We start from the raw sequence: 19,850 nt of genomic DNA, 5'->3' as shown, positions 1-19,850 counted from the left end.
TGAAAGGAGTTTTAGTCACATGTTTGATCCAAAGAAACTAGAGCAAATTGCTAAACAAATTCACGACTCTATGCCAACACCAGTAAAAGAGCTTGGCGCAGACGTTGACCAAAAAGTGCGTCAGGTTATTCAAGGCCAACTGAACAAACTAGACGTTGTTAGCCGTGAAGAGTTCGATGTCCAAACTCAGGTTCTACTGCGTACTCGTCAGAAGCTTACTGAAATGGAAAAGAAGCTGGCAGATCTAGAAGAGAAGCTAAGCGAAAAATAAGCGATCGGCTTGTGAAGGTTTGAAGGGTTGGCGTGAGAGCGTCAGCCCTTTTTGTTTGGCGAAACAAATCCGGCCACAAAAGTCACCACCAGTGTTCACCGTAGAAGAGTGCTGTCCTTTCTAGTATCTCCATCCCAATTTCCAAAAAAAAAGCTTGGTCAACGGAGACCAAGCTTTTTGATTAGATGTTGTGTTTTATGTTGTATTTATTGACCCCAGTCTACCCGGAGTTCTTGCCTAATTTATGTTAACAGATAACGAAAATTAGAGATTCTATGCGAAGCAGATCAGCCGCCTACCGCGATGTTTTTCATATCAGTCATGTAACCACGTAGCTCTTCACCAATGTATTCAACTGGGTGGTTACGGATAACATCGTTAACTTCGATAAGACGCGCGTTATCTACTTGGTTAGATTTTTCACCTAAACCACGACCGATTACGTCAGTGCCAATTGAAGGCATGAATTTCTCACGCAGTAGCGGTGTTGCTACGTTTGCAAATAGGTAGTTACCGTATTCAGCCGTGTCTGAAATAACGACGTTCATTTCGTATAGACGCTTACGTGCAACCGTATTAGCAATTAGCGGTAGTTCGTGTAGAGACTCGTAGTACGCAGACTCATCAATGATGCCTGATGCTGTCATCGCTTCGAATGCTAGCTCAACACCTGCACGAACCATTGCAACCATTAGGATACCGTTGTCGAAATACTCTTGCTCAGAGATCTCAACGTCACCTGCTGGGTAGTTTTCGAATGCAGTTTCGCCTGTCTCAGCACGCCAGCCAAGTAGGTTCGCGTCATCATTAGCCCAGTCAGCCATCATAGTGCTTGAGAAATGACCAGTGATGATGTCATCCATGTGCTTGTTGTATAGCGGACGCATTAGCTCTTTTAGCTCTTCAGAAAGCTCAAATGCTTTGATTTTTGCTGGGTTCGATAGACGATCCATCATGTGTGTGATGCCACCAAACTTCAGTGCTTCTGTGATGGTTTCCCAACCGTATTGCAGAAGTTTACCTGCGTAGCTCGGGTCAATACCGTCAGCAACCATTTTCTCGTAAGAAACGATAGAGCCTGCTTGTAGCATGCCACATAGAATAGTTTGCTCACCCATAAGGTCAGACTTAACTTCAGCAACAAATGAAGACTCTAGACAACCCGCGCGGTGACCGCCTGTACCAGCTGCCCAAGCTTTCGCGATATCCCAGCCTTCACCTTTAGGGTCATTTTCTGGGTGAACAGCGATCAGTGTTGGTACACCAAAGCCACGTTTGTATTCTTCACGAACTTCTGTACCTGGACATTTAGGAGCAACCATGACAACCGTTAGGTCTTTACGGATTTGCATACCCTCTTCAACTACGTTGAAACCGTGTGAGTAACCTAGTGCTGCCCCTTCTTTCATTAGCGGCATGACTGTTTCTACTACGTTAGTGTGCTGCTTATCTGGCGTTAGGTTGATCACAAGATCTGCGTCAGGGATTAGGTTCTCGTAGCTGTCTACTTCAAAGCCATTTTCTTTTGCATTTTTGTATGACTGACGTTGCTCATCAATCGCAGCCTGACGTAGTGCGTACGCGACGTTTAGACCTGAGTCACGCATGTTGAGACCTTGGTTTAGGCCTTGAGCACCACAACCAACGATAACGACTTTTTTACCTTTCAAGTAATCCGCTTCCGTCGCGAATTCGCTGCGATCCATGAAACGACAACGACCTAATTGGTCTAGCTGCTCGCGTAGGTTTAAAGTATTGAAATAGTTAGCCATATGGGCGCTCCTTTAAAGAATTTTTCCGTTGAGGTCGGTAGCTCTGGTACCGAATGAGTTCATACTAAAACAGACAGACTGTTGCCGAAAGTGATATATTCACAATTAGTAATTGCAATTAATGCAACAAAGGTGTGACCATTTCATGAACATTAAATGTCTCCAGCTATTTATTCATCTGTGTGATAGTAAAAGCTTTGCTAAGACGGCTTCTGCGATGCATATCAGCCCTTCAGCGCTAAGTCGTCAGATTCAAAAGCTGGAGAGTGATACCAATCAGGTTCTTTTTGTGCGTGACAACCGTAGTGTCGAACTCACTCCCGCGGCCAAGAAGCTTCTCCCCGTCGCACTTAAAATTCTCGGTGAGTGGCAAAACTATAACGCTCAGCTAAAAGGCCATGAGCAGGAACTTAGAGGAGAAATTCGCTTATTCTGTTCAGTAACCGCCAGCTATAGCCATTTGCCAGAACTGTTGTCTGAGTTCCGTCTGCAACACCCATTTATCGAGTTTAAACTCTCTACCGGCGATCCAGCACAAGCCATACAGAAAGTTCTCGCCAACGAAGTCGATATTGCTATCTCTGCCAAACCAGAGCAGCTGCCAGCTCGAATCGAATTCGAAACCATCAGTGAAATCCCCCTTTCCGTTATTGCACCAGTCGGGATCAGTAACTTTGCCGAAGAATTACAGAAGGACCAGCCAGATTGGTCCGCTATCCCTTTTATTGTTCCAGAATCAGGGACGGCACGTGACCGTGCCAATGCGTGGTTTAAGTCGATGAAGATTAAACCGACCATTTACGCACAGGTATCGGGTCATGAAGCGATTGTGAGTATGGTGGCCTTAGGATGCGGTGTTGGCATAGCGCCGGATGTTGTTATCAACAATAGCCCGGTGAAAGAGAAAATACAGCGCCTAAAAGTCGCCTCTATTAAGCCATTTAAACTCGGAGTGTGCTGCAACCGTTCACAGCTAGACAATCCTTTGGTGAAAGCGTTATGGGAAATGGCACACGATACTTACATCGCACCATAAACTGATGGCAGCAACAAAAAAAGCCACCGTGACAGGTGGCTTTTCAGATTCAACATCGTCCAATCGAATAATGGCTAGATGACTCGAGAGAATTGTTGCTGCCTTGCCTTAGCTCTTAGATACTTATCGAAACACATACAGATGTTACGGATAAGCAAACGGCCACGCAGTGTGACGCGAATTTCTTGGTCATCCACTTCAACCAATTCATCATTGATAAAGGTCTGAAGTAACCCTAAGTCTTCTTTAAAGTACGTATTAAAGTTAACGCCAAATTCTGACTCTATCTGGGTTTTATCAAGTTTGAAGTTACAGATAAGCTGTTTAATGACTTCTCGGCGTAGTAAGTCATCACTATCAAGCGCAACGCCTTTCCATAGAGCATGGCGCTGATCGTTGACTTGTGCATAATATTTCTTAAGTTCTTTCTGGTTCTGAGCGTAAGCATCACCAATCATTGAGATAGCAGAAACACCAAATCCGACCAAATCCGCTTCACCTTGAGTGGTGTAACCCTGGAAGTTGCGGTGCAGCACACCATTTCGCTGAGCAACCGCTAGCTCATCATCCGGCTGGGCAAAGTGATCCATACCGATAAACTGATAGCCTGCGTTAGTGAGCGTCGCAATGGTATCTTGCAAAATAGCCATCTTCTCTTCAGCTACGGGTAGGTCTTCATCTTTGATTTTACGTTGAGCAGCAAAGAGTTGTGGCATGTGAGCGTAGTTAAATACAGAAAGACGTCCTGGGGTCATCTCCAGTACTTGCTTCAGAGTCGCCGCAAATGACTCTTTTGTCTGCTTAGGCAAACCGTAAATAAGGTCTAAATTTGTCGAACGGAAGCCAAGTTCTTTCGCTCGCTCAACCATAGCAAAGATAAACTCCTCATCCTGCTCTCGGTTAACTAGCTTCTGAACTTCTTTGTTGAAATCCTGAACACCGATACTCAGACGGTTAAACCCTTCACTACGCAAGTGATCCAGCATATCCAGTTCAATTTCTCTTGGATCAACTTCGATACTGATTTCTGCTTCAACCTCAAAGAAGAACTCACCACGGAGAATGTCCATTAAACGGCTAATCTGTGCTTTGGTTAAGAAGGTTGGTGTACCACCACCAAAGTGAAGCTGAGTCACTTTTCTCCCTTGCAGTAGTGCCGCACGCGTTCTAATTTCCAGTTCCAGTACATCAAGGTACTCATCCGCTTTATGAGCATGACGAGTAATCACCTTGTTGCAACCACAGTAGTAACAAAGCTTGTGGCAGAAAGGGATATGAATGTATAGCGACAAAGGACGCTCAGGATACTGCGTACAAGCCATATCATAGTCAGCGACAGTGAAGGCCTCATGAAACTCCAACGCGGTTGGGTATGAGGTATAACGAGGACCAGAGTAGTTGTACTTATCTAGAACGGCTTGATCCCAGACAATTTGTTGGCTTGCGACGACAGGCTGCGACATGATGGTAGTTCCGTTTGGGCTGTAAGACTTAATTTGGCTAAAGAAGCCATTGTAGTTAGCAGGCTATTTTGCCACACCTAGATGATAGTCGTCGGGGGACTGGCTGCATTTTGAGTGGCAATGCTCAGAATTGATAACTCGATCACTACCCTTTTAGGATAGGTGATCGAGTTATAATACCAATCTAGATCATTTGAATATTGATCTGATTATTCAGCGGTTGAACCTTTTTCTGCAGTTGCTTCAATTCTTCAACAATCGCATCCTGAAGACGAGACTCTGCTTTGTGACGTTCTAGGTTTTGTTTCATGCGATCTTGCTTAGCAAGTTTCTGGCGTTCTTCTCCACGCGCCATATCTTTAACGATATGGAACAGTTCCGATGTCGCCGGATACTCTTTGTCAAAATCAACCCTATCTTCACCCTGAACATAGTCCATGATGTTGTATAGGCGGATACTCACCTCAGATAAGTCACACTGCTCTTGAATGCCCGCTAAGCAAAGGACGTGGACGCTTTCAAAAATGTTGGCATTACGTTTTTCAATTGCAAGCTTTTGATGCTGCAATTGCAATTCCTTTTGCTTTTTAAGCTTGAGCAGAAGGTAACCCGCATATGATGCTAAGCCGAGAATAATCACTCCGCCCGCGATGGCTAATAAGGTTACATTCATTGGCTCACTTATCCTTTAAATTGGTTCAAATCCAGATCTTCAAACTGAGAGAGTAAATCGTCATCCGATTGTGCTTTCTTGTAGCTTGCTTCCACCATTGGTGATTCATCCACTGATTGCTCTGAATCATCTTCATCATAGATGCCCAATTGCTTCATCAACACTTCAATGCGCGCAAGTTTCTCATCAACGTATTTCTGTAGGCCTGCACCTAGGTTTTCACCTTCATCAATACGGTCTAGCAACACGTTCAGTTGAGCGTCATTTTCTAGCATCTCTAGCTCTTGTTCAGCATTGAGACGTCGCTCTGATTTGGTTAGCTTCTTCTGCGGCTCGACAATCAAAGGAATCTTTTTCTTGCTGCCTAAACGCGGGTCACGTTGCTGACCAGCTGTTTGTGACTTCTGCTGTTTTTCGTCAGAGTTGCGGCTGCCAGTCTTTAGGCCTTTGCGCTTTTTATCTCTTTTACGTAGACGTCCTTCAACGTCTGATTGTGTGCGGTTACGTACAACGATAACTTCGTTGTGACCAACAGATCTCTTTTTCTTACTACGGCTCATTACTGGGCTTTCCTTAGTAAAATTACATCATTACCAATAAATTCAAGCTCGAGCTGATCCCGCTCTGCCAGATAGCGAAACGTATTCCGACTAAAAAAGACCACATGCGTAGGATCATTTTTATAGTGCCATGAGGCAAACGCTTCAACATCAATGACCATTTTGGTCATTAGACCAATCCAGCCACCCGGCTTAACTAAATTCAACCATTGCTGCCACACTTGGTTAGGCTGATATAAATGCTCTATTACTTCAGTGGCAGTCATAAAGTCATACGTTTTACTCAACACCTCAGCATCTGGGTGATAGTAAATATCGTACAAACTCATGGTATGCCCCTGCTCTTGCAACATTAGTGATAATGTTGGTCCCGGGCCACAACCAAAATCAATTCCGTGAGAACTTGGCTCAATACGCTCTAATATGGGGTCAGAGACCCTAGATAAAAAGCGTCGATACCCTTCATCGGCTGGATCATTCTCATGCAAATCGTAGTGGGCTTTTTCTTCTTTTGCATCTAAACGATGATCAGGATTAACGAAAACAAGCTCACACTGCTGACAGCGAAGATACTCTCGTCGCTTATCTGCATAGTAGTGTTCAATCTCCAAGCTTTGACAAAGGGGGCAGTTATGCATTGTTCCATCCTCAAACGGGGATGCGAAACATACCAGAAAGTCTCGTTAGAGTGGAGCACTATTGTGCAAATATTCATCGATTCATGAAAATTAGGAATAAAAAAAGCGATAGAGCTACTCTATCGCTTTCTAAATGCCTTTCGGCCAAACTGTGTTGCACTTATTTTAGTGCACCAATATTCCATTTGTTTTAGGTGCTTTCCCTGCCAAAAGTGTTGTTTGCCACCATCCTGGTGAGTTTTGGCTTTCCTTTTTACTTCCTGCTACCTGAGCTATTCCTTAGCCTGATCCTTTCCATTGTCTTTAACCATTAGACAAAGTGACCATCCTTATCAAGTAGGTGTCCTACCTACCCTGTATCCATTCTTCAACTACCAAGCGTCCATTACTTGCTTCCATGGAGACTTCCTAGTCTGATATCCGATATCAACGTCCTGCTGATGAATACACTTTAGCGTTTTACTCTCATTGAACAATCCACTAATAAGAAAAAATACGATTATTTTCTTGTGATTTTTTTATTCATTTATTTTTCAGCCATTTATAAAAACACAAGAGAGAAATGAAGTGCAACATATGGTCGATCTCTCACAAACAATAGGGATAGATCATCCATCGTTGACTAAATTGAGATGTGACCAAGCGCAAACGAAAAAGCCCAGAACTGAGTCTGGGCTTTTTCTTTACAACTTTATGCTCGAACGGATAAGTAGGGCTTAGTGTAGGCCACCAACGTATTTAGAAAGAGTATCAATATCTTCATCCGTTAGCTTTTTCGCGATATCACGCATCATAGCGTTCATATCGTTAGCGCGATTGCTATCACGGAATTTCTCAAGTTGGGCTTTGATGTAATCTGCATGCTGGCCAGAAATTTTAGGGAAGCCAGACAATTCAGTACCATTACCACGAGGGCCATGACACGCAATACATGCAGTTAAACCACGCTCAGCATCACCTGCGGAGTACAGCACCTTGCCTTTTTCAACAACATTCTCTGGAGTTGTGTTGTTAGAAATAGGAAGTGATGCGTAGTAAGCAGACAGATCTTGCATGTCTTGCTCTGTCAGCGGCATAGCCATGCCACTCATGACAGGGTCGTAACGACCTTGCTTTCCACCACTGGTCATACCCAGTTTCAGATCTTTAAGCTGCTTTTCAATATATTTAGCATGCTGACCTGCTAGCTTAGGGTACATTGCGAGTTGACTGTTGCCATCAGCACCATGGCAGGCAACACATGTTTGGGATTTTGCTTTACCAGCTTCAATGCTGCCTTGGGCCCACACAGAGCAGCTGGCTAAAAGACTCAAGATTAGCGCTAATTTCTTCATGACATTCCATTATAATTATCAAGCTTCCGGTACCACTCATGGTACAATAGGCGACCTTATGCCGAGCACGGTTATTTTACACAATTTCACAAAAAAGTAATCAATCGACTACACAAAGTCGAGATGGAGTTAACAGTGAGCGTAAAAATTCATTATCAAAACACGCATTTCATCACTAGTGCACCTGATATTCGTCATTTGCCAGAGGATGAAGGTATCGAAGTTGCGTTTGCTGGACGCTCCAATGCGGGTAAGTCGAGCTCTTTAAATCGCCTGACTAATCAACGTAGCCTTGCGAAAACCAGTAAAACCCCAGGTCGTACACAACTTATTAACCTTTTCAAAGTGACAGAGGGTTGCCATATTGTCGATCTTCCAGGATACGGCTTTGCTCAAGTTCCTCTAGAAATGAAGAAAAAGTGGCAAAAGTCTTTAGGCGAGTACCTACAAAAACGTCAATGTTTGAAGGGACTGGTCGTACTGATGGATATCCGTCATCCAATGAAAGACCTAGACCAGCAATTGATTTTCTGGGCAGTAGATAGTGGCATTCCTGTTCAAGTCCTGCTCACTAAAGCTGACAAGTTAAAAAGCGGTGCTCGCAAAGCCCAAGTGTTGAAAATCAAGAAAGACGCTGTCGGCTTTGGTGGAGATGTTAGTGTTGCTGCTTTCTCATCACTTAAAGGCATTGGTGTTGACGTATTACGTAACAAACTTGATGAATGGTTTGCACCAGCACTAGCAGAAGCTCTGGTTGATGAGATTGTTGACGAAGAAAATAGTGACAACGAAATCGAATAAGCCCGGATTGTCGTGATATCTAGCCCTACCTCATTGGTGGGGCTTTTTTATTTGGGTTATCTGAATCCGATAATAAAAGCCCCACCTTGTCAGATGGGGCAACGGGAGAGAATAGGTATTATTAATTATTATTTGCTAAGGATCTGTTATCTGCCGTTGCAAATCAACTTAATCTCTCCCACTAGAATCCTGCATCAATCAAAAGACAAAAAATTACAACCGATTGATTTATAAAATTTTAATTTAAATTAAATCTAAATTTCGCGACGAACCAAGGTTTTGATTTTCGAGTCAAAATAACCAAAGTGTGACTGGTAATAAGTTACATATTTTCTTTTAGTTACAAAACTGAAGATAGAGATGGTTTGCTTTGATGATATAAGACAGGAATAAAAGCAGTAGAAATGTTACTTGGGTAGAGCCACAAAGTTTTATTTGGCCCAATAAAAAACGCCCCAGTCAAAAGCTGACTGGGGCGGCTGAATCAGCCTAATCCAATAACGTGAAACAAAAGGTCTGAAAGATAGAACATCTTACCTCTGTACCCTACGTCGATTAATGTACAACAATTGGTCAGAAATGAAAACCACTTTTGTAAGTTTTTTTCATTAAAATTTTATTTAGCAACATTTAGACAGAGCCATTCAATACTTTATTCACGACAAAAAAAAGCCAGCGTTTGTGCGCTGGCTCATGTTAATTTCATTAAAATGGTTATTTTTTGTCTAGTGAGCCTGATCCCAGTTATCACCATGACCCGCTTCAGCCACAAGTGGTACTGCCAGCTCAGCTGCTGATTCCATCAATTCCTGTACTTTACTTTCAATTTCGGTCAAAGCTGACTCTTGAACTTCAAAAACCAGTTCATCGTGAACTTGCATCAGGAGTTTTACGCGACCATCACCTTCAGCTTGAATCCACTGATCGACTAACAACATCGCTTTCTTGATGATGTCGGCCGCAGTTCCCTGCATTGGAGCGTTGATTGCCGCTCGCTCTGCAGCTTTACGACGCATGCCGTTACGAGACTGAATTTCAGGTAAGTGCAAACGGCGACCAAAAATGGTTTCAACATAGCCCAGCTCAGCTGCGGCACTACGAGTATCTTCCATGTACTGCATGACACCAGGGTAACGTTCGAAGTATTTGTTCATGTAGTCTTGCGCTTCGCCACGAGGAATACCAAGTTGCTTCGCCAAACCAAAAGCACTCATGCCGTAAATCAGACCAAAGTTAACCGCTTTAGCGCGACGACGTTGTTCAGAACTCACTTGGTCTATTGTCGTACCCATGATCTCCGCAGCCGTAGCAGCATGAATATCTTTCCCTTGCTGGAACGCGTCCAGTAGTGCTTTATCACCAGATAAGTGAGCCATAATACGCAGTTCGATTTGCGAATAGTCGACTGCCATGATCTTGTATCCATGAGGCGCCACAAATGCCTGACGAATTCGACGGCCTTCTTCATTACGGATAGGGATATTTTGTAGGTTAGGATCCGTTGATGACAAGCGACCTGTCGCAGTAACAGCTTGATGATAGGAAGTATGCACACGGCCTGTCACCGGATTAATCATCTTCGGTAGCTTATCCGTGTAGGTAGACTTCAACTTCGCTAAGCCACGATATTCTAGGATGACTTTAGGTAGTGGATAATCTAGAGCCAGCTCTTGCAGTACTTCTTCATTAGTTGATGGCGTACCAGATGGCGTCTTCTTAATTACAGGCAGACCCATTTTTTCAAATAATAGAACCTGCAACTGTTTAGGAGAGTTCATGTTGAACTCTTGCTCAGCGATCTCATACGCCTTCTGCTCTAGTTCATCTAAGCGTAGGGCGATTTCCTGAGACTGGGCTGCGAGTTTCATGTCATCAATGAGAACACCAGTACGCTCAATGCGAGAAAGAACGGGCACCAAAGGCACTTCTATCTCTTGGTAAATCGCTTTGAGCTTAGCGTCTTGTTCGATGTTTTCCATCAAGCGGTTGTGAAGACGAAGTGTGACATCGGCATCTTCGGCTGCATACGGTGACGCCTGATCAAGCTCAATCTGGTTGAAGGTAAGCTGCTTTTTACCCTTACCAGCAATCTGTTCAAATGAGATACAGCTATGCTGTAGGAAACGAAGTGCCAAGCTATCCATATCGTGCTTGCCACCAACGCTGTTATAAACGTATGAGGCTAACATGGTGTCATGCTTGATGCCTTTCATCTCGATACCATAGCGAGCGAGCACGCTAGCATCGTATTTCAGGTTTTGTCCCACTTTCGCTTGGTTATCGTCTTCAAGTATTGGCTTCAACTGCTCCAACACCCAATCACGGTCTAGCTGCTGAGGTGCGTCAAGATAATCATGAGCAACAGGAACATAAGCAGCGACGCCCTCTTCTGTCGCAAACGACACACCAACTAAATTTGCAATCATGTAATCTAGGCTGTCAGTTTCTGTGTCGAAAGCGAAGACTTCCGCTGATTTTAATTTCTCTAGCCAAACATTGAATGTCGCTTCATCTAGAATCGTCTCATACTGACTACGATCTATGGTCACTGCCGATGTATCCATATCTGGCACTGAGCTTGCTGATGCACTATTACTCTGAGCACCTGACTTTTCGTCGGCTTCTACGACACCCGTACCACCATCAAGCAGCTCATTTAACCATGATTTAAACACTAACTGACCGTAGAGCTTAATCAATTCATCTTTATTTGGTTCCGCCTTGAGAAGTGATTCAGGCGTGCAATCTAACTCAACATCCAGTTTGATGGTTGCCAATTGGTAAGAAAGCTCAGCATTCTCTTTGTTATCAATTAGCTTCTGCGCCATGGTCTTAGAACCGCGGAACCCTAAGCCTGCGATATCATCAAGGTTTTCATAAAGCTTATCGATACCACCGATCCCTTGTAGCAGTGCAGTAGCCGTTTTATCACCAACACCAGGAACCCCAGGAATGTTATCCACTTTGTCGCCCATTAAAGCGAGATAGTCGATGATCAACTCAGGTGGAATACCAAACTTCTCAACCACCCCTTCACGATCCATTACCACGTTAGTCATGGTATTGATCAGTGTGATGTTGTCGTCGACCAACTGAGCCATGTCCTTATCACCCGTACTAATCAGTACCGGCATGCCTTCTTGCGATGCTTGGTAAGCTAACGTACCGATGACATCATCCGCCTCAACTCCGGGAATGCAGATCAAAGGTAAGCCCATTGCACGAATGACGTTGTGCAACGGTTCGATCTGACAGCGCAGATCATCGGGCATCGGTGGTCGGTTTGCCTTGTACTCTGGATACATGTCATCACGGAAAGTTTTACCTTTCGCATCAAAAACCACAGCAATACGGTCAGAAGCAAATTGACGCATCATGCTGCGCAACATATTCACCACACCATAGACAGCGTTGGTAGGAATATCACCATTGCTCATCGTGCCTGGATAAGCATGGAATGCGCGATAAAGGTAAGAAGAACCGTCAATTAGGATTAACGGATTATCAGGAATATGGGCCATAGCTTGTACGTATCCAAAGAGAATGCAAATAAGATCTGCCTAGGATGCCATGACTGCGAGAGTGAATCCATTTTAACTCTTTGCGACCGACTCACACATTTGCACATTCCTTTTTCAACAGAACGCCAAAATTGTGGATAACTCTGTTTATATTATTTACCCACAGGATATAAATGGTTAGCAAAAAGACAACCAGCACATCTTAACTACATGTAATAAAAGAACATTTAATTAGATCGATCATTCCTAACTCGATCTAACAATGATCCTTAACTGTGGAAAAGACTATTGGTGTCCTTTTGTTCATCCAAAAATCTTAGGTATAAAAAAAGCGACATCTTTCGATGTCGCCTAGCAAAAAGGGGTCAAAGCATATTCAGGTGAATGTCTCTGCTTTGCCATAAAGCTATAAATTACACTGGAAGCAATGTGAGCAATGTCGTGTCAAAAAGAACTCGTGCAAGTTCGATTAAGTTCTGTGTCATCACCAACTCCAATGTTGAATTTGGTAACTCACCGTCCTTGTGAACTTCTCTCATTCCCTAAGACGAGATAAATAATAACCATTCTCATTTAATGCGTCAACATCTAAATGAGAAAAAATCTCATTTATTTTTTTAACTCACTTGAGTACCTTCAAAAAGTGAATTCGGCTCTCCAGCAAAGGATTTTTTTGTTCAAATTTTTCAATGAGATAACCATTTCTAAGTAAGAGTCTTAACATCGCTGGAAACTGGTTTCTCGATTTCACTTTGAGTTGTTTATAGCCTTGTTCCTTTACCCAACGCTCTTGAACATCTAACAATTTCTGTGCGACACCTTTATTTCTCGCCTTAGACGAAACACCGCCAAACCAGCTATAAAACGTTTCTTCATCCAGTTGATAGCCAATCTTAAAGCCGAGCAACTGCCCTTCTTCCTCAGCAATCTGGATGAGATAGCGTTTTCCTTCGAGTCGCTCAGATAAACTACCAATGGTTTCTTTATGAATAAACTCGGTAATGTCATTCACAACCTCAACACACTCAGTCAACGTCCCTTCGCGGCATATAACTGTCATTACTCTTCCCCAAAAACAAAAAGGCCAGCGGATTGCTAGCCTTTAATTCAACAAATCAATGTTATGGCTTTACTCTTGTGAGCCTTTAAGATATTCAGCTGCCTGTGCATTCTCTTGCGCCAACCATTCAGCAACATCTTTAGCAAAGTAGGTCAGAATGCCATCGGCGCCTGCGCGCTTAAAGCACAACAGAGATTCCATCACCGTCTCACGCTCTTTCAACCAACCATTGGCAAAAGCCGCTTTGTGCATCGCATACTCACCAGAAACCTGATAAGCAAATGTTGGAACTTGTAGCTCAGACTTAACACGACGAACGATATCAAGATAAGGCATGCCTGGCTTAACCATAACCATATCGGCGCCTTCGTTGACGTCCATCGCGACTTCGTGAATCGCTTCATCACTGTTCGCCGGATCCATTTGGTAGTTCTTCTTATTGCCACCTTTAAGGTTGCTCGCACTACCAACCGCATCGCGGAATGGGCCGTAGTAACATGATGCATACTTCGCAGAGTAAGCCATGATCTGAGTATTGATGTGACCAGCCTGCTCAAGCGCTTCTCGAATTGCGCCGATACGACCATCCATCATGTCAGAAGGAGCGACGACATCTGCGCCTGCCTCTGCGTGTGATAGCGCCTGTTTAATCAGAACTTGAGTGGTTTCATCGTTAAGTACGTAACCCTCTTCATCGATGATACCGTCCTGACCATGTGTGGTGAACGGATCAAGAGCCACATCTGTGATAACACCGATTTCTGGGATGTGCTCTTTTAGAGAGCGTACTGCACGTTGCACCAAACCTTCTGGGTTGTACGCTTCCGCTGCGCACACACTTTTTGCGTCTTGATTCACAACAGGAAATAGAGCAATCGCTGGCACACCCAACTGAGCAAGGTATTGAGCTTCTTCTAACATCAAATCAATAGAAAGACGTTCAATGCCAGGCATAGATTCCACGGTTTCGCGGCGATCTTTACCCATTAAAATAAACATTGGGTAAATCAAATCATTTACAGACAGTTGGTTTTCAGCCATTAGACGGCGGCTAAAGTCATGCTTGCGCAGACGGCGCATGCGACGGCCAGGGAACTGACCTTGAATCGAAACTGACACTCTATTCTCCTTGTCTGGTGAAAGTGCTTGGATTGCATAATATCACTCCTCGGTAGTGACGCTAGCAACAAAGTAGAAAAATGCAAAAAATGACCAAATGCTCACACTGCCGTATACTGGCATCCATTAAATGAGTTCCAGAGACTGACCATGATCGATACCCATGCGCATATCTATGCCAGTGAATTTGATGCAGACCGTGATGACGTAGTTAAACGGGCCCTAGCCCAAGGCATTGATAGAATATTGTTACCTAATATCGACTTAGATTCGATAGAGCCAATGCTCGCTACTGAAGCGCAATACCCACAGATTTGCCGTTCGATGATGGGACTCCACCCTTGCTATGTCGATGGCAATGTCAAACAGACGCTGGATATCATCTATTCATGGTTTGAGAAACATCGCTTTATTGCCGTGGGCGAGATCGGTATTGACCTTTACTGGGATAAGACCTTTAGAGCAGAGCAAGAGATGGCCTTCATCACACAGCTCAATTGGGCGAAAGAGATGAAACTGCCTGTTGTCATCCATACGCGAGATTCGATTGAGGAAACCCTGAGCTTACTAAGTCAGGAACAAGACGGTTCCCTATCAGGCGTGTTCCACTGCTTTGGTGGCAGTCTCGAAGAGGCTAAAGCAATCAATGACCTTGGATTCCACCTCGGCCTTGGAGGCGTGTCTACTTTTAAAAATGGCGGGATGGACAAGGTGATACCTCATCTTGATATGAACTATGTCATCCTTGAAACGGACTGCCCTTATTTAGCGCCCGTTCCTCATCGTGGTAAGCGTAATGAGCCCGCTTATACCTCTTTGGTTGCCCAACGTATCGCTGAGCTGCGCCAAATCAGTGTCGAGCAGGTAGACCAGTTAACCACACAGAACGCGACAACCCTGTTTGCCCTTTGAATCAATATCTCTTTAAACGAAAAAGGCTTGCCGATTGGCAAGCCTTTTATGTATTTGGTAGAAGATTAGACTTCTTCTTCCTGCCCATCAGCCTCGTCCTTGCGAACATAGAAACGAGCAAAGAATAAACCCACCTCAAAAAGCAAACACATCGGTATTGCCAGCAAGGTTTGTGAAATCATATCTGGTGGCGTTAGCATCATACCAACGACAAATGCGCCGACCACAATATATGGACGTTTTTCACTCAAGCTTTTCGGTGTGGTTGCACCTGTCCAACACAACAAAATAATTGCGACTGGAACTTCAAATGCAATACCAAATGCGAGGAATAGAGCCAGTACAAAATCGAGATAACTCGAAATGTCTGTCGCAAACTCCACTCCACCCAACGAGATAGCGGTGAAGAATCCAAACACTAATGGAAATACCACAAAGTAGGCAAAAGCAACACCACAGTAAAACAGTAGTGAACTTGAAAACATAAGTGGCATGATGAGTCTACGTTCATGTTTATATAAGCCCGGTGCAACGAAAGCCCAAACTTGATAAAGAATAAACGGTACCGCGAGAAAAATAGACGCTATTAATGTCAGCTTTAACGGGGTAAAGAACGGAGATGCAACATCAGTTGCAATCATCGTTGCCCCTTCTGGTAAACGCTCTACCAAAGGTGCAGAGATAAACTCATAGATATCATTGGAGAAATAGATCAGCCCTATGAACACCACTAACACGGCTAGAATTGCACGTAATAAGCGATTTCGTAGCTCCAATAGGTGACTGATCAAAGGCTGTGTCTGCTCAACAGAAGACATGGAAACCTCTACTCAAAAAAATCGAAAAGGAGCTGCAATTAAACAGCTCCTCCTAATGCGAGACTATTCGGCTTTTTTATCTGCCTGTGGCGATGGTTGAGGAGATAAACTCTCAACCTTCTCCGTGGAGTCATTGGCGCTTGGAACGGATTCAATACTCTCATTCACTGTCTCAGACTTATTCAATGCTGAGTCGCTTTTGCTCGCATATGGGCGTTGTACATCTTGCGCAGCTTGCTTCAACTGCTCTACCGAAGCCTTCAGCTCTGGGGAAAGGTCTTCCATCCCCATTTGTTCCGCTTTACGCAAGTTTTCTTGCAGTTCTTGTATCTTAAGCTCGTGAGAAAGCTCATCTTTCACACTGTTCGCCATATTCTTTGCTGCGCCTATAAACTTAGAGACACTGCGAATTGCATGAGGCAAACGCTCCGGACCAAGAACCACCAGCCCAACGACAGATATTAATACCAGTTCCCAAAAACCGATATCAAACACGAGTTACGCCTGCTCTTTGTCTTTCTTAGTTTCAGCAGTCGCGTCCGTTTTCTGCTGTTCTAGGTTCTTTTGCTCGAAGTCAGCGTCTTTCTTAGCCGCATCATCTTCACTCATCGCTTTCTTAAAGCCTTTTACTGCGCTACCAAGATCGCCGCCAATGCCACGTAGTTTCTTAGTACCAAACAGTAGAACAACGATGACAGCAATAATTAGAAGTTGCCAAATACTAATACCACCCATTCTTTTTACCTCGGGTCTTATTAAACAAAATTATTTCAAGAGTTTAACGTCTATCGACGATAAGCTCGCCAACTAAGCAACCAAAATGTGACGCCACCTAGTGCGCTCACCATTGAAAGTTGCTCATATGTGCTGTTGACCAATATTGCCGAGCATACGACTAATGTGGCACCAACACCAAATAAAAATTTTCCTGTCGCTTGCTGACGCTTGCTGGAACGATAACCTTGATATAGCTGATCCATGCGCTGATTCATCATCTTGCCCTGACGCAAGCTGTCATACAGAAGCTCAGGCAACTCTGGCAATTTTTCGGCCCAGAACGGCGCTCTATCTTTCACCGCATTAATCACCGCCTGAGGCCCTACTTGGTTCATCATCCACTCTTCGAGGAATGGTTTAGCGGTTTCCCACAAATCCAATTGAGGGTATAGCTGTCGACCTAGGCCTTCCACATAGAGCAAGGTTTTTTGTAGCAAAACCAACTGAGGCTGAACTTCCATATTAAATCGTCGTGCTGTATTGAAGAGATTCAATAGCACATGACCAAATGAAATTTCGCACAAAGGCTTAGCAAATATAGGCTCACATACAATACGGATAGCAAATTCAAACTCATCCACATTGGTTTCACGTGGAACCCAACCTGACTCAACATGCAGTTCAGCGACTCGGCGATAGTCTCGGTTAAAGAAAGCTAAAAAGTTCTCTGCTAAATAGCGTTTATCTTCACTATTAAGCGTACCGACAATGCCACAATCTAAGCCTATCCAACGAGGATTCTCAGGGTGCTCCGGTTCAACAAACACATTGCCCGGATGCATATCAGCATGAAAAAAGCTGTCTCGAAATACCTGAGTAAAGAACACGCTTACACCACGTTCCGCTAGCAGCTTCATGTTGGTGCCATTCGCCTTCAGACCTTCGATGTCCGATACTTGAATGCCGTATATTCGCTCAGAAACCATGACAGTTTTATTACTGAAATCAGTGATCACTTCTGGAACGTAAAGTTCTTCACTACCTTCAAAGTTTCGTCGGAGCTGAATCGCGTTCGCCGCTTCACGTCTTAGATCAAGCTCATCAAGTAAGGTTTTCTCGTACTCACGCACGACCTCAACCGGTTTTAAACGACGTGCTTCAGGAAGTGCTTTTGCGACTATACGCGCCATGCGGTACATCAGTTTTAGATCTGCATCAATGACCGGGCGAATATCTGGCCTAATGACCTTTAATACCACTTCTTGGTTAGTCGACTTTAGCTTAGCCGTGTGAACCTGAGCAATGGAGGCCGAAGCCAGCGGTTTAATGTCAAAATCATCAAACCAAGTGTCAAGTGAACCGCCTAGCGCCTGCTCTATTTGCTGTTTAGCTAACTGACCATCAAATGGGGAAACCTGATCCTGCAGTAAGGCAAGTGGATCGGCAATCTGGGGAGGAAAAAGATCGCGACGTGTCGACATCATCTGACCAAACTTGATCCATACCGGACCAAGTTCTTGCAGCGCTAGTCGCAGTCTATCGCCAAGCGGCTTGTCTGGATGTTGATTCTTAATCCAGAACAGACTTTTTCGTGCTAACAGAGGCGCTTTAGTTAATTGATGATTGGGCAGCAACTCATCAAGACCATATTCCAATTGGACTCGGATAATTCGGTATAAGCGACGCAGCTCAGTTAAGGTCATGCACGCTCCAATAGCTGATTAAGTTTCGCTTCCACACGTGCAGCTTGACTTCTGACATCATCAACTTGATCACAGAAGTGAGCAATTTCAAGTGGCGCAGGGGCTATTTTCCACTCTTCAGTTAAGACTTGAGCAAGGTGGTTTTGATGCTTAGTCGCTTGTGACTTAATCATTTGACCCACGTTGGCCGCACCTTTCACGACAGTGTGAGCAACCACATCACCGGTCACTCTAGACAACCACTCTTCAATGTCAGGTTTGCAATCCGTCATAAGCTGAGAGAACTTCTGTGCCAGTTGGATATCACCTTCAAGAATCAACTTATCTTGTTTGATCAAACGAGTAATGTTGGACTGTTCACGCAATTCTGGAAGTACAGATAGATTAAGGGATAAGTAACAATCTGGCTCGCCTTCATAGTTTGCCAACACATCAATTTGCTGGCTAAAGATAAAGGTTAATGTTTTATTCAGTTCTTTGAGATGAACTTGAATAACCTGACCTTTTAAACGAGCAAGACGACGACCCAATTCTGGGTCATCCTTAATTAGAATGTTGAGCGATGTTTCAATCACTGCCGTTACAAGTGGTTCAAATGGCATAGCGAATAACCTTAGAATTTGTAACCACGGTGCAGCGCAACGATGCCACCAGTCAGATTGTAGTAACTGGTTTGCTCAAAACCGGCTTCGTCCATCATCCCTTTTAGCGTCTCTTGATCTGGGTGCATACGGATAGACTCTGCAAGGTAACGGTAACTCTCTGCATCGTTGGCCACCAGCTCACCCATTTTCGGCAATAAATGGAAAGAGTAACTGTCATAAACCTTTGATAGAGGTTCAAATACTGGCTTAGAGAACTCAAGCACAAGCAGACGACCACCCGGCTTTAATACACGATACATTGAACGCAGTGCTTTATCTTTGTCGGTTACATTACGTAAACAGAAGCTGATGGTAATTGCGTCAAAATAGTCGTCAGGGAAAGGAAGTTCTTCCGCGTTAGCCTGAACATAATGAACATTACCAACAATGCCATTGTCACGTAACTTATCACGACCCACGTTGAGCATTGAGTTGTTGATATCCGCTAGAATGACATGGCCTTTTTCGCCGACGATACGTGAGAATTTAGCCGTCAGATCACCTGTACCACCACCTAGGTCAAGAACACGCTGACCAGGACGAACACCACTGCAGTCGATCGTAAAACGTTTCCATAAGCGATGGATACCACCTGACATCAGGTCATTCATGATGTCGTACTTAGCTGCCACAGAGTGGAAAACTTCAGCAACTTTTGCGACTTTCTCTTCTTTCGCTACGGTGGTGAAACCAAAATGCGTGGTTTCATTAGATTCTAAAGCTGTATTCGATTGCACGCTTGTATCCGTCATTGTGATTCCTCTTCGTACAGTGCATTGAATTAATACGACCTAAGCACTGCGGGCGA

At 44.1% G+C, this 19,850-nt stretch carries 19 protein-coding genes; 4 read left to right on the top strand and 15 right to left on the bottom strand.

All coding sequences use genetic code 11. The features are described from left to right. Positions 1-19 precede the first annotated feature (19 nt). Positions 20-271, top strand: a complete 252-nt coding sequence (gene ubiK / locus ACQEXP_RS19220; RefSeq protein WP_269378124.1) for a ubiquinone biosynthesis accessory factor UbiK — start codon at positions 20-22, stop codon at positions 269-271. Positions 272-558: 287 nt separating this feature from the next. Here the strand turns inward: ubiK and ilvC are convergent, their stop codons facing one another. Next, positions 559-2,043 (bottom strand): ketol-acid reductoisomerase, encoded by a 1,485-nt coding sequence (ilvC, locus tag ACQEXP_RS19215; RefSeq protein WP_426971266.1) that lies wholly within the window; start codon positions 2,041-2,043, stop codon positions 559-561. 145 nt (positions 2,044-2,188) lie between these two features. Here ilvC and ilvY point away from each other — a divergent pair, with 145 nt between their 5' ends. Then, positions 2,189-3,079 carry an HTH-type transcriptional activator IlvY gene (ilvY, locus tag ACQEXP_RS19210; RefSeq protein ID WP_426971265.1) on the top strand — a complete coding sequence of 297 codons (891 nt, stop codon included), beginning with the start codon at positions 2,189-2,191 and terminating at the stop codon, positions 3,077-3,079. 74 nt (positions 3,080-3,153) lie between these two features. Here the strand turns inward: ilvY and hemN are convergent, their stop codons facing one another. The 5 genes from hemN to ACQEXP_RS19185 all read right to left on the bottom strand — a co-directional run bounded on the left by hemN (position 3,154) and on the right by ACQEXP_RS19185 (position 7,747). Next, positions 3,154-4,542 carry an oxygen-independent coproporphyrinogen III oxidase gene (hemN, locus tag ACQEXP_RS19205; RefSeq protein ID WP_426971264.1) on the bottom strand — a complete coding sequence of 463 codons (1,389 nt, stop codon included), beginning with the start codon at positions 4,540-4,542 and terminating at the stop codon, positions 3,154-3,156. 184 nt (positions 4,543-4,726) lie between these two features. Continuing rightward, entirely contained in the window at positions 4,727-5,215 is a 489-nt protein-coding gene (locus ACQEXP_RS19200; protein ID WP_138973707.1) for a DUF2489 domain-containing protein, read from the bottom strand. A gap of 8 nt (positions 5,216-5,223) precedes the next feature. After that, positions 5,224-5,775 carry a Der GTPase-activating protein YihI gene (gene yihI / locus ACQEXP_RS19195; RefSeq protein WP_426971263.1) on the bottom strand — a complete coding sequence of 184 codons (552 nt, stop codon included), beginning with the start codon at positions 5,773-5,775 and terminating at the stop codon, positions 5,224-5,226. Continuing rightward, the gene (locus tag ACQEXP_RS19190) at positions 5,775-6,413 is read right to left on the bottom strand and encodes a class I SAM-dependent methyltransferase (RefSeq protein WP_426971262.1); all 639 of its coding nucleotides are present in this window, start codon (positions 6,411-6,413) and stop codon (positions 5,775-5,777) included. Before ACQEXP_RS19190 ends, yihI begins: the two co-directional genes overlap by 1 nt. A gap of 716 nt (positions 6,414-7,129) precedes the next feature. After that, positions 7,130-7,747, bottom strand: coding sequence for a c-type cytochrome (locus ACQEXP_RS19185; protein ID WP_269378129.1), 618 nt, complete (start codon positions 7,745-7,747; stop codon positions 7,130-7,132). Positions 7,748-7,882: 135 nt separating this feature from the next. Between ACQEXP_RS19185 and yihA the strand changes: the two genes are divergently transcribed. Beyond that, positions 7,883-8,548, top strand: coding sequence for a ribosome biogenesis GTP-binding protein YihA/YsxC (yihA, locus tag ACQEXP_RS19180; protein WP_269378130.1), 666 nt, complete (start codon positions 7,883-7,885; stop codon positions 8,546-8,548). A 725-nt stretch (positions 8,549-9,273) separates the two neighbouring features. On the opposite strand, the gene polA is transcribed toward yihA, so the two are convergent. The 3 genes from polA to hemB all read right to left on the bottom strand — a co-directional run bounded on the left by polA (position 9,274) and on the right by hemB (position 14,248). Continuing rightward, positions 9,274-12,069, bottom strand: a complete 2,796-nt coding sequence (polA, locus tag ACQEXP_RS19175; RefSeq protein ID WP_426971261.1) for a DNA polymerase I — start codon at positions 12,067-12,069, stop codon at positions 9,274-9,276. A 622-nt stretch (positions 12,070-12,691) separates the two neighbouring features. Next, entirely contained in the window at positions 12,692-13,129 is a 438-nt protein-coding gene (locus ACQEXP_RS19170; RefSeq protein ID WP_269378132.1) for a GNAT family N-acetyltransferase, read from the bottom strand. 69 nt (positions 13,130-13,198) lie between these two features. Beyond that, positions 13,199-14,248 (bottom strand): porphobilinogen synthase, encoded by a 1,050-nt coding sequence (gene hemB / locus ACQEXP_RS19165; protein ID WP_269378133.1) that lies wholly within the window; start codon positions 14,246-14,248, stop codon positions 13,199-13,201. Between the two features lie 150 nt (positions 14,249-14,398). On the opposite strand from hemB, the gene ACQEXP_RS19160 reads away from it, so the two are divergent. Then, a complete protein-coding gene (locus tag ACQEXP_RS19160) occupies positions 14,399-15,160 on the top strand; it encodes a TatD family hydrolase (protein ID WP_426971260.1) in 762 nt (253 codons plus the stop codon). Between the two features lie 65 nt (positions 15,161-15,225). Here the strand turns inward: ACQEXP_RS19160 and tatC are convergent, their stop codons facing one another. The 6 genes from tatC to ubiE form a co-directional block, all read right to left on the bottom strand. Next, positions 15,226-15,978 (bottom strand): twin-arginine translocase subunit TatC, encoded by a 753-nt coding sequence (gene tatC / locus ACQEXP_RS19155; RefSeq protein WP_269378135.1) that lies wholly within the window; start codon positions 15,976-15,978, stop codon positions 15,226-15,228. 63 nt (positions 15,979-16,041) lie between these two features. Beyond that, entirely contained in the window at positions 16,042-16,473 is a 432-nt protein-coding gene (tatB, locus tag ACQEXP_RS19150) for a Sec-independent protein translocase protein TatB (RefSeq protein WP_426971259.1), read from the bottom strand. Positions 16,474-16,476: 3 nt separating this feature from the next. After that, on the bottom strand, positions 16,477-16,713 hold the full coding sequence (gene tatA, locus ACQEXP_RS19145; RefSeq protein ID WP_138973696.1) for a Sec-independent protein translocase subunit TatA: 237 nt from the start codon (positions 16,711-16,713) through the stop codon (positions 16,477-16,479). Between the two features lie 50 nt (positions 16,714-16,763). Next, positions 16,764-18,398: a ubiquinone biosynthesis regulatory protein kinase UbiB gene (gene ubiB, locus ACQEXP_RS19140; protein ID WP_269378137.1), complete on the bottom strand. Its 1,635-nt coding sequence runs from the start codon at positions 18,396-18,398 to the stop codon at positions 16,764-16,766. Further along, on the bottom strand, positions 18,395-19,000 hold the full coding sequence (locus ACQEXP_RS19135) for a ubiquinone biosynthesis accessory factor UbiJ (protein ID WP_138973694.1): 606 nt from the start codon (positions 18,998-19,000) through the stop codon (positions 18,395-18,397). The genes ubiB and ACQEXP_RS19135 overlap by 4 nt, the downstream gene beginning before the upstream one ends. 11 nt (positions 19,001-19,011) lie before the next feature. Beyond that, positions 19,012-19,794: a bifunctional demethylmenaquinone methyltransferase/2-methoxy-6-polyprenyl-1,4-benzoquinol methylase UbiE gene (gene ubiE, locus ACQEXP_RS19130; protein WP_138973693.1), complete on the bottom strand. Its 783-nt coding sequence runs from the start codon at positions 19,792-19,794 to the stop codon at positions 19,012-19,014. Positions 19,795-19,850: the final 56 nt, after the last annotated feature.

This window comes from Vibrio sp. TRT 1302 (assembly GCF_050113875.1).
In the GTDB taxonomy this organism is placed as follows: Bacteria; Pseudomonadota; Gammaproteobacteria; order Enterobacterales; family Vibrionaceae; genus Vibrio.
The sequence above is the reverse complement of the archived record's forward strand: the minus strand, read 5'-3'. Positions and strand labels throughout refer to the sequence as shown.

Bases quoted from the DNA above. Each gene is read 5' to 3' on its own strand.
- yihI (WP_426971263.1), bottom strand. From the start codon at position 5,775: ATGAGCCGTAGTAAGAAAAAGAGATCTGTTGGTCACAACGAAGTTATC.
- ACQEXP_RS19190 (WP_426971262.1), bottom strand. From the start codon at position 6,413: ATGCATAACTGCCCCCTTTGTCAAAGCTTGGAGATTGAACACTACTAT.
- polA (WP_426971261.1), bottom strand. From the start codon at position 12,069: ATGGCCCATATTCCTGATAATCCGTTAATCCTAATTGACGGTTCTTCT.
- tatC (WP_269378135.1), bottom strand. From the start codon at position 15,978: ATGTCTTCTGTTGAGCAGACACAGCCTTTGATCAGTCACCTATTGGAG.
- hemN (WP_426971264.1), bottom strand. From the start codon at position 4,542: ATGTCGCAGCCTGTCGTCGCAAGCCAACAAATTGTCTGGGATCAAGCC.
- ilvC (WP_426971266.1), bottom strand. From the start codon at position 2,043: ATGGCTAACTATTTCAATACTTTAAACCTACGCGAGCAGCTAGACCAA.
- ACQEXP_RS19160 (WP_426971260.1), top strand. From the start codon at position 14,399: ATGATCGATACCCATGCGCATATCTATGCCAGTGAATTTGATGCAGAC.
- ubiE (WP_138973693.1), bottom strand. From the start codon at position 19,794: ATGACGGATACAAGCGTGCAATCGAATACAGCTTTAGAATCTAATGAA.
- tatA (WP_138973696.1), bottom strand. From the start codon at position 16,713: ATGGGTGGTATTAGTATTTGGCAACTTCTAATTATTGCTGTCATCGTT.
- ACQEXP_RS19185 (WP_269378129.1), bottom strand. From the start codon at position 7,747: ATGAAGAAATTAGCGCTAATCTTGAGTCTTTTAGCCAGCTGCTCTGTG.
- ubiB (WP_269378137.1), bottom strand. From the start codon at position 18,398: ATGACCTTAACTGAGCTGCGTCGCTTATACCGAATTATCCGAGTCCAA.
- ACQEXP_RS19135 (WP_138973694.1), bottom strand. From the start codon at position 19,000: ATGCCATTTGAACCACTTGTAACGGCAGTGATTGAAACATCGCTCAAC.
- ubiK (WP_269378124.1), top strand. From the start codon at position 20: ATGTTTGATCCAAAGAAACTAGAGCAAATTGCTAAACAAATTCACGAC.
- ACQEXP_RS19170 (WP_269378132.1), bottom strand. From the start codon at position 13,129: ATGACAGTTATATGCCGCGAAGGGACGTTGACTGAGTGTGTTGAGGTT.
- ACQEXP_RS19200 (WP_138973707.1), bottom strand. From the start codon at position 5,215: ATGAATGTAACCTTATTAGCCATCGCGGGCGGAGTGATTATTCTCGGC.
- ilvY (WP_426971265.1), top strand. From the start codon at position 2,189: ATGAACATTAAATGTCTCCAGCTATTTATTCATCTGTGTGATAGTAAA.